Annotated in this window: 12 protein-coding genes; 7 read left to right on the plus strand and 5 right to left on the minus strand. The window is 66.1% G+C overall.

Annotation, left to right across the window (positions count from 1 at the left end):
• The first annotated feature begins 14 nt into the window (after positions 1-14).
• The 6 genes from HV786_RS22205 to HV786_RS22230 all read left to right on the plus strand — a co-directional run bounded on the left by HV786_RS22205 (position 15) and on the right by HV786_RS22230 (position 6135).
• Complete coding sequence (locus tag HV786_RS22205) at positions 15-920, plus strand: DUF2167 domain-containing protein (protein WP_128827695.1); 906 nt, start codon at positions 15-17, stop codon at positions 918-920.
• Between the two features lie 103 nt (positions 921-1023).
• Positions 1024-1896 carry a UDP-2,3-diacylglucosamine diphosphatase gene (locus tag HV786_RS22210; protein ID WP_128827694.1) on the plus strand — a complete coding sequence of 291 codons (873 nt, stop codon included), beginning with the start codon at positions 1024-1026 and terminating at the stop codon, positions 1894-1896.
• A 125-nt stretch (positions 1897-2021) separates the two neighbouring features.
• The gene (locus HV786_RS22215; RefSeq protein WP_128827693.1) at positions 2022-3737 is read left to right on the plus strand and encodes an acetate--CoA ligase; all 1716 of its coding nucleotides are present in this window, start codon (positions 2022-2024) and stop codon (positions 3735-3737) included.
• A 1-nt stretch (position 3738) separates the two neighbouring features.
• A complete protein-coding gene (locus HV786_RS22220; protein ID WP_056322060.1) occupies positions 3739-4260 on the plus strand; it encodes a gamma carbonic anhydrase family protein in 522 nt (173 codons plus the stop codon).
• A gap of 97 nt (positions 4261-4357) precedes the next feature.
• Positions 4358-5290 (plus strand): Hsp33 family molecular chaperone HslO, encoded by a 933-nt coding sequence (gene hslO, locus HV786_RS22225; protein ID WP_056322057.1) that lies wholly within the window; start codon positions 4358-4360, stop codon positions 5288-5290.
• A 92-nt stretch (positions 5291-5382) separates the two neighbouring features.
• A complete protein-coding gene (locus HV786_RS22230; protein ID WP_175211876.1) occupies positions 5383-6135 on the plus strand; it encodes a pilus assembly protein in 753 nt (250 codons plus the stop codon).
• A gap of 39 nt (positions 6136-6174) precedes the next feature.
• Here the strand turns inward: HV786_RS22230 and ftsB are convergent, their stop codons facing one another.
• The 4 genes from ftsB to HV786_RS22250 form a co-directional block, all read right to left on the minus strand.
• Complete coding sequence (gene ftsB, locus HV786_RS22235) at positions 6175-6642, minus strand: cell division protein FtsB (protein ID WP_142050246.1); 468 nt, start codon at positions 6640-6642, stop codon at positions 6175-6177.
• A gap of 66 nt (positions 6643-6708) precedes the next feature.
• Positions 6709-7995, minus strand: coding sequence for a phosphopyruvate hydratase (eno, locus tag HV786_RS22240; protein ID WP_062838541.1), 1287 nt, complete (start codon positions 7993-7995; stop codon positions 6709-6711).
• 4 nt (positions 7996-7999) lie between these two features.
• Positions 8000-8284 (minus strand): DUF1330 domain-containing protein, encoded by a 285-nt coding sequence (locus HV786_RS22245; protein WP_056322046.1) that lies wholly within the window; start codon positions 8282-8284, stop codon positions 8000-8002.
• A gap of 203 nt (positions 8285-8487) precedes the next feature.
• Complete coding sequence (locus HV786_RS22250) at positions 8488-10140, minus strand: CTP synthase (protein ID WP_128827692.1); 1653 nt, start codon at positions 10138-10140, stop codon at positions 8488-8490.
• Positions 10141-10362: 222 nt separating this feature from the next.
• On the opposite strand from HV786_RS22250, the gene HV786_RS22255 reads away from it, so the two are divergent.
• On the plus strand, positions 10363-11361 hold the full coding sequence (locus tag HV786_RS22255) for a hypothetical protein (protein WP_128827691.1): 999 nt from the start codon (positions 10363-10365) through the stop codon (positions 11359-11361).
• 92 nt (positions 11362-11453) lie between these two features.
• Here HV786_RS22255 and HV786_RS22260 read toward each other — a convergent pair whose 3' ends face one another.
• Entirely contained in the window at positions 11454-13244 is a 1791-nt protein-coding gene (locus HV786_RS22260; protein WP_128827690.1) for an aminopeptidase P family protein, read from the minus strand.
• Positions 13245-13251 lie beyond the last annotated feature (7 nt).

The following is a 13251-nucleotide window of genomic DNA, read 5'->3' on the forward strand; positions in this document are numbered from 1 at the left end:
GCTTCATCATCACCATGCGCGCAATCCTTTCCCGCCTGTCGCTGGCCTTCGCCAGCGCGCTGTTGTTCCTGCACGCAGGCGCGTCCGCCCAGAACGCATCGGCCCAGCAGGAGATCGAAGCGGCATCCAAAGCCGCCTTTGCCGCGGCCCGGCAAGGTCCTGACGACGTAACGCTTGGCGATCAGGCAACCCTGAAGCTGCCCCAGAACATGTTTTTCGTGCCCCGCCCGCAAGCCGAGCGACTTATGCAGGCCTACGGCAATGGCAAGGATCCCTCGCTGCTGGGTGTCGTGATGCCCAAGAGCGACGATGAGGACTGGGTCGTCACCATCAACTTCGACAAGGCGGGCTATATCAAGGACGACGACGCCCGGAACTGGAACGTCGGCGAGTTGCTGGACAGCCTGCGTGAAGGCACCGAGGCGTCCAACGAGGAACGCAAGAAGCGCGGCTTTCCCGAACTGACGGTGGACGGCTGGGTGGAGACGCCCAAGTACGACAGCAACAACCAACGCCTGGTCTGGTCGGTGGCTGCCAAGCACAAGGGCGCGGCCGCCGACGAAGACGGCACGGTCAACTACAACACCTATGCGCTGGGCCGCGACGGCTACATCACGCTGGATCTGATCACAGAGAAGAACAAGGTGCCCACGGACAAGGCAGCGGTGCTGGCTCTGCTGGACAACCTGCATTACGTGCAAGGCAAGCGCTACGCCGATTTCGACGCCTCGAGCGACAAGGTTGCCGAGTACGGCCTGGCGGCCCTCGTGGCGGGCGTGGCCGCCAAGAAGCTGGGGCTGTTCGCGGTAATCGCGGCGTTCCTGGCCAAGTTTGCCAAGGTGGGCATCCTGGCCGCGGCCGCGCTGGGCGGCGCGGCCTGGAAGCGTCTGAAGGGCAAGAAGGGCACCGAACAGTCCTGATCCGCCCGCGCGGCGGCGCGCGGCCCCTGCCCGCGCGCGCCGTCACAACCGCGTCACGGATCCGTCACGCACACGTCATCGCGAGGTGGTCTCATGCTCAAGCATGACCACTGCCCACAGGGAAGCGACCGTGAACGAAATCCAACCCGCGCATTGGCGCGCCCTCTGGATTTCCGATATTCACCTGGGCACTGCCGGGTGCAAGGCGGAATTCCTGCTCGATTTCCTGGATCACAACGATTCGGACACCCTCTATCTGGTCGGCGACATCGTCGACGGCTGGCAGTTGCGCAAGCACTGGCATTGGCCTCGTGCGCACAACGACGTGATCCAGCGCATCCTGCGCAAGGCCCGCAACGGCACCCGCGTGGTGTTCATCCCCGGCAACCATGACGAGTTCGCCCGGGAGTTCGCGGGTTTCGCCTTCGGCGACATCGAGGTCCTGGACGAGGACGTGCATGTCACGGCCAAGGGGCTGCGGCTGCTCGTGCTGCACGGGGACCAGTTCGACGGCGTCATCCAGCACAGCCGCTGGCTGGCGCACCTGGGCGACGGGCTCTACCAGCTTGCTCTCTGGATCAACCACCACTTCAACCGCCTGCGCCACCGGCTGGGCCTGCATTACTGGTCGCTGTCCCAATACTTGAAACACAAGGTCAAGAACGCGGTGTCGTTCATCACCGACTTCGAGGAGGCTTTGGCCGGCGAGGCGCGGCGCCGCGGCCTGGACGGCGTGGTCTGCGGCCATATCCACAAGGCCGAACTGCGCGACGTCGGCGGCATTCTGTATTGCAATGACGGCGACTGGGTGGAAAGCCTCACGGCGCTGGCCGAAACGCACGACGGGCAGCTCCAGCTCCTGGACTGGGCGGTGTTGCAGGCCGAACGCCAGCGCGACCCGGCCAACCGCCCGCCCCGGTCGCTGACCTTGCCGGCCCTGCCTTCCGCCCTGCGCCGCCAGGGCAAATACCCGTGATAACCCTTATGCGTCCCCGTTACGCAACGCGGATATTGCAGTTCAAGCCCCTCTAGGTCATGCTTGCAACTGGTTAGCGGGCGTCATGGCCCGTTCACGCTGCAACATGCTCACAACATAGGGCCATGAACGACCAATATCAGGCGCTCTACCAAACATTCCGCTGGCTGGTGCCCACCCAGTTCAACATCGCGGAAGCGTGCTGCCACCGCTGGGCATCCAGTAGTCCGGATGCGCGGCGCATTGCCATCTACTACGAAGATGAGTCCGGCAACCGCGAGGTCTGGACCTTCGCCCGTCTGGCGGAAGCCGCCAATCAGCTGGCCAACGGCCTGGTGAAAATGGGCGTTGGCCGGGGCGACCGGGTCGGTGTGGTTTTGGGACAACGCCCTGAGACCGTGGTCGCCCACATGGCCATCTACAGCGTGGGCGCGGTGGTCCTGCCCCTGTCCGCGCTCTTTGGCCCCGAGGCGCTGCAAAGCCGCCTGTGCGATGCCGAAGCGCGCGTTGCCATCGTCGACCACGCCTCCAGCGCCAATCTGCTGGCCGTCACTGAAAACTGCCCCGCCCTGCAACAGGTCATCGGCATCGGTTTCGCCGACGAACGCGTGCTGCCGTGGCGCAGCCTGCTGGCCCGCCAGCCCAACGAATTCAAGGCCGTCCAGACCCGCTCGTCGGATCCGGCCATCCTGCTCTATACCTCCGGCACCACCGGCGCGCCCAAGGGCGCCCTGCTGCCCCACAGCGTGCTGATCGGCAACCTGCCGGGCTTCGTCGCCTCGCAGGACTGGTTCCCCAAACCCGCGGATGTGTTCTGGTCGCCCGCGGACTGGGCCTGGACCGGCGGCATGATGGACGCGCTGCTGCCCACCCTGTACTTCGGCCATCCCATCGTCGGCACCCGCGGGCGTTTCTCGGTCGAGCGCGCCTTCGAGCTCCTGGAACGCTACCAGGTCACCAACACGTTCCTGTTCCCCACCGCCCTGAAGATGATGATGAAGGCGGTGCCCGAGCCCCGCCAACGCTACCAGTTGGCCCTGCGTTCCATCATGAGCGCCGGGGAAAGCGTGGGCGATACGGTGTTCGAATGGTGCCGCACGGCCCTGGGCGTCACGCCGAACGAGATGTTCGGCCAGACCGAGATGAACTACGTGGTGGGCAACAGCAACAAGCGCTGGCCCGCCAAACCCGGTTCCATGGGCCGCCCGTATCCGGGCCACAACGTCGCGGTGCTGGACAGCGACGGCGTGCCGGTTCCTCCGGGCGGAACCGGCGAAATCGCCGTGAACCGGCTCGACATCCACGGCTTTCCCGACCCGGTGATGTTCCTTGGCTACTGGCGCAACGAGGCGGCCACGCAGGCCAAGTTCAAGGGCGACTGGTGCCTGACGGGCGACCTCGCCACCATCGACGAGGACGGCTACCTCTGGTACGCCGGCCGCGCCGACGACGTGTTCAAGTCGGCCGGATACCGGATCGGTCCGGGCGAGATCGAAAGCTGCCTGATCGGCCATCCTGCCGTGGCCAACGCGGCGGTCGTGCCCAAGCCGGATGCCGAGCGCGGCGCGCTGGTCAAGGCCTACGTGGTGCTGACGCCGGAATTTGCCCAGCGGGACCACAGCGAAATCACCGAGAACCTGCAGGAGCACGTGCGCGAGCGCCTGGCGCCGTACGAGTACCCAAAGGAAATCGAATACGTGGACGAACTGCCCATGACCACCACGGGCAAGATTCAGCGGCGCATCCTGCGGCAGCGCGAAGAAGAACGCGCGCTGGCCCACGCGCCCCAAACCGACGCTGGCGTGCCCGTCGCCGCCCCCGCGCGACAAACGGAGACATAGCATGGCCATTTACCAACTCAACGACCTGATCCCCCGCATCGACCCGCAAGCCTACGTGGCCGACAGCGCGGATCTCATCGGCAACGTCACGCTGGAAGCCGGCGTCAGCATCTGGTCGCATGTATCCATCCGCGCCGACAACGACGCCATCCTGATCCGCGAAGGCACCAACATCCAGGAATCCAGCGTCCTGCATGTCGACGAAGGCTGTCCCATGACCATCGGCCCGAACGTCACGGTCGGTCACCAGGCCATGCTGCACGGCTGCACCATCCATGAAGGCGCGCTGGTCGGCATGCAGGCCATCGTGCTGAACAATGCCGTCATTGGCCGCAACTGCCTGATCGGCGCGGGCGCGATCATCCCCGAAGACCGCGTCATCCCGGACAATTCGCTGGTCATCGGCATCGGCAAGATCGTGCGGGAGCTTTCCGCCGACGAAATTGCCAACATGCACAAGAACACCGCCCATTACGTGGCGCGCGGCCAACAGTACAAGACCGCCCTGAAACGGATCGGCTGACGGCTCCCCCGAGGGCTGTCCTGGCAGCCTCGGCAAGCGTCCCAACCCCTGCTGCCAGCAGGGGGAATACCCCACCGCGATCGGCTAACATTCCGCTATGACCGATCAGCTCAAGAAATACCTCACCGAAGACCGCAGCGTCCGCGTCCAAGCGGTGCGCCTGTCTGACACCTGGAAGGCCGTCCAGGCCAACCACGACTACCCGCCCGCCATCACCGACCTGTTGGGTGAACTGGTGGCGGCATCCACCCTGCTCGCCGCCAACATCAAGTTCGATGGCTCGCTGGTGCTCCAGATCCAGGGCGATGGCCCCATCGCCCTGCTGGTGGTGGAATGCCGCTCGGACCTGAGCCTGCGCGCCACCGTCAAGATGCGCGAAGGCCACGAGGTGCCTAGCGCCGGCGACATGCAAAGCCTGTTGAATCCTGGCGGCAACGGGCGCTTCATCGTGGTGCTGGACCCGCAGCGCAAGCTGCCCGGCCAGCAGGCCTACCAAGGCATCGTGCCGCTCGAAGGCGACACGGTCGCCGAGGCGCTGCAACACTACATGAAGGCCTCCGAACAGCTCGACACGCGTCTGTGGCTGTCGGCCGACGCCGATCACGCCGCCGGCATGCTGCTGCAACGCCTGCCGCATCATGGTGGCGGAGAAACCGACCGCGCCCTGACCGAACAGGTGGCTGCCGAGACCTGGGAGCGCATCAATGCCCTGGCCGGCACGCTCAAGCGTGACGAAATCCTGGCCACTGACATCGACACGCTGATCCACCGCCTGTTCTGGGAAGAAACGCTCATCGCCTTCGACCCGCAGCCCGTCAGCTGGCACTGTCCGTGCACGCGCGAGCGCGTGGCCAACATGCTGCGTTCGCTGGGCGAAGCAGAGGTCAACAGCATCCTGGAAGAACGTGGTCAGGTCGACGTGGCCTGCGACTTCTGCGGCAAGCCCTACAAGTTCGACACCGTCGACTGCGCGGCGCTTTTCTCGGCGAACCAGCCGGCAGCCGGAGACGAACCTCCCACCGTGCATTGATGTCCCCCCGGCGGCAAGCCCGCCGGGATGTTTTCGTCACACCGGATTCTCCTCATCGACGGGCGGTCATGGGCGCGCCACACTGCGCAGCCATGACCGCCTTTATTTTTCCTGCCGCATTTCGCGCCATCCGCCGACAGCATGGCGCGGCCGCCCTTGAATTCGCCGTGGCGGGCGCCGCGGTGCTGCTGCTGGGTCTGCTGTGCATCGAAGCCGTCCAGTGGCAAGGCGCGCGCCAGATGGCCCATCTGGCGCTGACAGAAGCAGCGCGCGCCGGCGCCACGGGCCACGGCGACCCGGCCCGCATGCGAGCAGCCTTTCTGCGGGCGTTGCTGCCGTTGCACGCGCATGCCGAGGGCCAGCCTGGCGCGCGGCGGCGCCTGGACAACGCGATGGCCAATCTGAAGGCGTTGACCGGCGTTGAGCCCTGGCGCATCGAAGTGCTGCTGCCGGACGACCAGTCGTTCCGCGAGCACGGGCACGCGGGCTTGCAGGTGGCCGCCGCGCCCGGCTTGCGCGCCATCGACAACGGCTACCAGGACCTGCAACACGCCCGCCGCCCGCCACGCCCTGGCGGCCAGGACATCTTCCTGGCCAACACGCTCAGGCTGCGTCTGACCTACCTGCACAAACCGCTGCTGCCGCCGTCGCGGGCGCTGCTGGCGGTGCTGGGCCGGCAGGACGGCAGCTACGCCGGGCACGCGCTGGCCAAGGGCGTGTTGCCGATCGTGGTGGAGCTGGAGCAGGAAATGCACACGCATCCGGTGGACTGGGCGCGCAGGCGCCCCCACCCTGAAGGCGTGGTGTATGGACCGTGCCGCCAGATGCGTTGCGGCCCTGGATAAGCCGGGCCGCCGCTGGCAAGGTCAAAAAACCGCCGGGCATCACTGCCGGGCGGTCGAATTGGAATGGTTGGCGCTGGTAGCGGCGGGCCTGGCTGGCGTTGCCGCCGCGGGCCGGGGTGTGGTTGCTGCAGAGGCCGGCCGGGTGGCGGGCGCGTTTGCCCGTGCGGGCGTGCCAGTGGTGGCAGGCTTGGGCGGCGCCTCGGCGGAAAGCGAGGCGCCCGCAGGAGGCTGGGTGTTCTGGGGCAGGATGTGCACGAATACTTCGCCGTCGCGCATCATGCCCAGTTCACCGCGCGCCCGTTCCTCGATAGCCCCCGATCCGCCTTCCAGATCGCGCACTTCCGCCTCGAGGGCGGCATTGCGCGCGCGCAGGCCTTCGTTGGTCTCGCGCTGCTCAGCCACCTGGCGTTGCAGATCCCAGACCTTGAACCAGCCGCCCTTACCCAGCCACAGCGGGTATTGGATCAGGCCTAGCAGCACGAACAGCACCAGGAACAACAGGCGCATACGCGGGAACCTCAACTGTCGTGGCGTGGATGCGGCCCGGGCAACACGCCTGGGCCGCGCTTTTTATCAACGCAGGTTGTAGAAAGCTTCCAGGCCGGGATACGACGCGACTTCAGCCAGCTCTTCTTCGATGCGCAGCAGCTGGTTGTACTTGGCCATGCGATCCGAGCGCGACAGCGAGCCGGTCTTGATCTGCATGGCGTTGGTCGCCACGGCGATGTCGGCAATGGTCGAGTCTTCGGTTTCGCCCGAGCGGTGCGAGACGACGGCGGTGTAGCCGGCGCGCTTGGCCATTTCGATGGCGGCAAACGTTTCCGTCAGCGTGCCGATCTGGTTGATCTTGATGAGGATCGAGTTGGCAACGCCCTTCTGGATGCCTTCACGCAGGATCTTGGTGTTGGTGACGAACAGGTCGTCGCCCACCAGCTGGACCTTCTTGCCGAGCTGGTCGGTCAGGAGCTTCCAGCCTTCCCAGTCGTTTTCGGCCATGCCGTCTTCGATCGAGATGATCGGGTACTTATCGCACCACGTGGCCAGGAGGTTCGTGAATTCTTGCGAGGACAGCGAGATGCCGCCTTCGCCGGCCAGCGTGTACTTGCCGTCGCGGTAGAACTCGGAGCTGGCGCAGTCCAGGCCCAGGGCGATCTGCGTGCCCGGCTCGTAGCCGGCTTCGGTGATGGCCTTGAGGATGAGCTGGATGGCGGCTTCATGGCTGGGCACGTTGGGCGCGAAACCGCCCTCGTCGCCCACGGCGGTCGACATGCCCTGGCTGTGGATCAGCTTCTTGAGCATGTGAAAGACCTCGGCGCCCCAACGCAGGGCTTCGCGGAAGCTGCCCGCGCCCACCGGCAGAATCATCAGTTCCTGCAGGTCCAGCGTGTTGTTGGCGTGCGCGCCGCCGTTGATGACGTTCATCATCGGGACGGGCATGCTCATCGGGCCGCTGCCGCCGAAATAGCGGTACAGGGACAGGCCCGACTCGTCGGCGGCGGCGCGGGCCACGGCCATGCTGGCGGCCAGGATGGCGTTGGCGCCCAGGCGCTCCTTGGATTCGGTGCCGTCCAGTTCGATCAGCGTGCGATCGACGAACGTCTGTTCCTGCGCATCGAGGCCCATCAGGGCTTCGGAGATTTCGGTGTTGAGGTTTTCAACGGCGCGCAGCACGCCCTTGCCCAGATAACGGCCCTTGTCGCCGTCGCGCAGCTCGATGGCTTCGCGGGCGCCGGTGGATGCGCCCGACGGCACGGCCGCACGGCCCATGGCGCCGGATTCCAGCAGCACATCGCATTCCACGGTGGGGTTGCCGCGCGAATCCAGAATCTCGCGGCCGATGATGTCGACGATTGCACTCATGACTTTACATTCCCTGAACGATAAACATATTCATGACGGCCGCGCCTTCGCGGGCATTGCGGGCACGGCGGTACTGCCAGGAATCGTAGAACGCCTGCGCCGCGGCCATGGACGGAAATTCCATGACGACGGTGCGGCCGGGTTCACGCCCCTCGAGGTGCTTCGATTCGCCGCCGCGCACCAGGATCTTGGCATCGTACGCGCGCATGGCGAGCGTGGACAGACGCTTGTAGTCCTCGTACTGCGCGGGCTTGGTCACTTTGACGTCGGCGATCAGATAGGCACTCATGGGGTTCCTTCAGAGCAGTTGCGTTGGTTTCGGTCTGACGCCGGATACGGCGCCGCCGCCAGTGTCGCGCAAGGCGCACGGGCGACGCATATCCGATGCTAATCGGTTGTATCCGAAAGAAGCGCCGCCGTATAGGGCGGCGCTGGGGAATCGGCCCGCGGCCCCGAGGATCCGCTTACGGAACTCAGGACCGCGGACACGCATCAGGCCTCCTGGCCGCGGCGAGCCTTCTGCTCGATGGCGGCGCGGATGTAGCTGGAGAACAGCGGGTGGCCGTCGCGCGGGGTGGACGTGAACTCCGGGTGGAACTGGACGCCGACGAACCACGGGTGGTTGGGCAGTTCCATCATTTCGGGCAGGTTCTCGGTCGGCGTGCGGGCGCTGATCACCATGCCGGCTTCTTCGAGGCGCGGCACGTAGACGTTGTTGACCTCGTAGCGATGGCGGTGACGTTCGTTCACCTCGTCGCCATAGATGGCCTGCGCGCGGGTGCCGGGCTTGACCGGCACGCGTTGCGCGCCCTTGCGCATGGTGCCGCCCATGTCGGACGACGTGTCGCGCTTTTCGACCTTGCCTTCGCGGTCCATCCACTCGGTGATGAGTGCGACCACCGGGTGCGGCGCGGAGGGATCGAATTCCGTGCTGTTGGCGCCGCCCAGACCGGCGACGTGACGCGCGAATTCGATGACCGCCAGTTGCATGCCCAGGCAGATGCCCAGGTACGGCACGCCGTTTTCGCGGGCGTAGCGGATCGCGGCGATCTTGCCTTCGGTGCCGCGCTTGCCGAAGCCGCCCGGAACCAGGATGGCGTCCAGGTGCTTCAACTGATCGGTGCCGCGGGTTTCGATGTCTTCCGAGTCGATGTACTCGATGTTGATCTTCGAGCGCGTGTGGATGCCGGCGTGAACCAGGGCTTCGGTCAGCGACTTGTACGACTCGGTCAGGTCGACGTACTTGCCGACCATGCCGATGGTGAGCTGGTGCTCGGGGTGTTCCAGCGCCTCGACCAGGTTGTCCCACATGGACAGGTCGGCCGGCGGCGGGGTCAGGCCCAGCGCCTCGCAGACGATGTTGTCCACGCCCTGCTTGTGCAGCATGGCCGGGATCTTATAGATGGAGTCGGCGTCCCAGACGGAAATGACCGCGTCCAGGGGCACGTTGGAGAACAACGAGATCTTGGCGCGCTCGTCGTCCGGAATGCGGCGGTCGGCGCGGCACAGCAGCGCGTTCGGGTAGATGCCGATTTCGCGCAGCTTCTGCACCGAGTGTTGCGTGGGCTTGGTCTTCAGTTCGCCGGCGGAGGCGATGAAGGGCACGAGCGTCAGATGCACGAAGGCCGCGTTGTTGCGGCCCATGCGCAGGCTCATCTGGCGGGCGGCTTCGAGGAACGGCAGCGATTCGATGTCGCCCACCGTGCCGCCGATTTCCACGATGGCGACGTCGGTGTTGCCATTCCAGCCGGCTTCGGCGCCACGGGCGATGAAGTCCTGGATTTCGTTCGTGATGTGCGGAATCACCTGGACGGTCTTGCCCAGGTAGTCGCCACGGCGCTCCTTGCGCAGCACCGATTCGTAGATCTGGCCGGTGGTGAAGTTGTTCACCTTGTGCATGCGAGCGGAAATGAAACGCTCGTAGTGGCCCAGGTCCAGGTCGGTCTCGGCGCCGTCTTCCGTGACGAACACCTCACCGTGCTGGAAGGGGCTCATCGTGCCCGGATCGACGTTGATGTAGGGGTCGAGCTTCAGCATGGTTACTTGCAAACCACGCGACTCAAGGATGGCGGCAAGCGACGCGGCGGCGATGCCCTTGCCCAGGGAAGACACCACACCGCCGGTGACAAATACGTATTTGGTCATCGTAATGAGCACCCGGGACGAGCGGGCGCGTGCGGGAAATTTGGATTATAGCCGGGCGACGCGACTTGTTTGGGTTTTCCCCTAGCACCGTGCGGGTAACAATTGGCTGCACTCGGCAAGTCCATTGCCACAAGCCCTGCGGCGCCCGCATGGTATGGTCGCTCCCTAATTTTGAACCGCTGCCCGTGCGGGCGGCGCCCTCCCATCCCCGCCCCCGCGCCGATGACCGCCCTCTCCCGCCCCGTTCCCTCCCTTGCCTGGCGCATCGCCGTCGCCGCCGTCCTGTTGCGGCTGACGTATATCGCGCTGGTGCAGGCCTACACCTTGCTGAGCCCGACGCCCTATGTGGAGCAACTGCGTGAAAGCTACACGCAGCCGCCGGTGCTGGCCCCGCTGCTGGCCAACATCGTCTCGACCCTGCTCATCGTCGGACTCGCGGCCTGGGGCGCAACGCGCCAGTGGCTTGCGCGCCGCGATGCGGCAACCGTGGACCAGCCGGGCAGGCTGCTGGGCACGTTCCTGGCTTTGCAGGCGCTCTACACGCTGTGCCTGTCCAGCGGCATGGCCTACGCGCAGCACCTGTTGATGAGCGGCCTGATCAAGGAAGGTTCCTGGCTCCAGACGGCCCTCGGCCTGGATGTCGCCGGACGTTTCATCGTCATGAACCTGGGTATCCGCGTCGTCACGGTGGCGCTGGAGATCGCCGGTATCTGCCTGGCGCTGCGCATCGCCGCCTGGACCACCACCCCGGCCGTCCCGGGCGCCGGCTCAGCGCTGACCCGCCGGCATGCGGCATGGATCAGCGGACTGACCATCCTGATCTGGCAGTCCAGCGTGTCGATCATGCTGGGCGGCTATCTGCAGATGCAGACGCTGGAAGCGGGCTGGGCCCAGTATGCGCTGGGATATTGGGTGCTGCCCATCGTCTTGCTGGCGCTGACCACGCTCGTCTGCCTGAAGGTGCTGCCGCGCCCGCTGGAACGTTCCGGCATCGGCCGCGCCGTGGCGCTGGGCAGCGTGGCGTTCTGGATCGCCCAGGTGCTGGGCATTGGACTGGGTATCGTCGTGCTCAAGTCCATGACCTGGGATCAACTGGCCTGGGCCGTCCAATCGCACGCGTCCGCCGCGCTGGCGCTGCTGGCTTACGGCGCGCTGCTGGCGCTGGGTTGCCTGACGGCCACGCGCCTGCTTCACCGCAAGCAGGACGCGCCGGCGCGGTAACCGGCGGCGCGCCGCGCCATGAAAAAAGGCCGTGGCGTCATGCGCCGCGGCCGTTTTTTTTTTGCGCCGGCCCTGCCGGCAATACCGTCAGGTCAGATCGCCGCGCAGCGCAGCGTCAGCCACGCCAGCGCCTCGCCCTCGACCAGCGGCGACAGGCGCTCGAACACCGTCTTGTGATAGTCGTTCAGCCAGTCGATCTCATCTTCGCGCATCAGCGAAGGCTCGATGCAGCGCGTGTCGATGGGGCACATCGTCAGCGTCTCGAAGCACAGGAATTCACCCAGCTCCGAGGTCAGCCAGCTGCGGTTGGCGACCAGGTTCTCGATGCGCACGCCCCAGCGGCCCGGGCGGTAGATGCCCGGTTCGTTCGAGGTGATCATGCCCGGCTCCATGGCCGTGTGCGGACCGGGCATCGCGCGGTACGAAATGACCTGCGGGCCTTCGTGCACGTTCAGGAAATAGCCCACGCCGTGGCCCGTGCCATGGCCGTATTCCGCGCCGCCTTCCCAGATGGGCGCGCGCGCGATCGCATCGAGCATGGGCGACGGCGTGCCGCGCGGGAACGACGCGCGCGACAGCGCGATCATGCCCTTGAGGACCAGCGTGAAATCGACCTTCTGGTCCGCGCTGGGCGTACCCACCGCGACCACGCGCGTGATGTCTGTGGTGCCGCCCAGGTACTGGCCGCCCGAGTCGATGAGCAGCAGGCCATCGCCTTCGATCGTGGCATGCGACTCCGGGGTGGCGCGGTAATGCGGCATGGCGCCGTTGGCGTTGAAGCCCGCGATGGTCGCAAAGCTGGGGCAGACGTACGCAGGACGGCGCGCGCGGGCGGCCGTGATCTGCTCGTCGATAGTCAGTTCGGTGATGGTTTCTTTGCCCAGCGCGCCTTCGAACCAGGCGAAGAATTCGCACAGCGCGGCGCCGTCCTGCGCCATCGCCTGACGCACGTTCGCCAGTTCCGCGTCGGTCTTGCGCGACTTGAGCAGCGTGGACGGATTGATGGCTTCCACGCGCGGCACGGCCGGGTCCATGGCATGGAACACGCCGCAGGTGACGCGGGCCGGATCGATCAGCAGCTTCTGGTCCACTTCCAGCGAGGCCAGCGCATCCGCGGCCTGGGCGTAGTCCGCGACTTCGATGCCATCGGCGGCCAGAATGGCGCGCAGGCTGTCATCGATCTTGCCTTCTGCCACAAAGAGCGTGGCGTGGTCCAGGCCGACCAGGGCGTGGCCGACAAAGACCGGGTTGTAGTCCACGTCCGCGCCGCGCAGGTTGAACAGCCAGGCAATATCGTCAAGCGTGGAAATGAAATGCACGTCGGCGCCATGCTTGCGCATGGCGTCGCGAACCTGGGCCAGCTTGTCGGCGCGGGTCACGCACGCGTCGGGCGCGACGTGTTCATAGATCTTGGCGTCCGGCAGCCCGGCGCGATCGGCCCAGACCTCGTCCAGCAGGTCTTCGCGGATCTCCAGCACGGCGCCAGAGGCGGCCGCGGCAGCGGACAGGGCGCGGAAAGCGCCCAGGCCCAGCACCTGGCCGTCCACCCCGATGACGTCGCCCGCGCCGGTGTTGGCGGCCAGCCAGTCGACATGGCCCGGCGTCGTGGCCAGCGCAATCTTCATCAGTTGCACCCCCGTGCCGGCAAGCTGCGCTTCAGCCTGCACCCAATAGCGGCTGTCCACCCACAGGCCGGCAAAGCTTGGCGTGACCACCAGCGTGCCCACCGACCCCGTGAAGCCCGACAGCCAGCGCCGCCCCTGCCAGCGGGCCGGCAGGTATTCGGACAGGTGCGGGTCCGAGGAAGGAACGACGTAGGCAGTCAGACCGCGGCGGGTCATGGCCTGCCGCAATTGGGCAATACGGGCGTCGGTGCTAGACATGGAAGAT

Origin of the sequence: Achromobacter mucicolens, from assembly GCF_902859725.1 — a bacterium.
Lineage (GTDB): Bacteria > Pseudomonadota > Gammaproteobacteria > Burkholderiales > Burkholderiaceae_B > Achromobacter > Achromobacter mucicolens.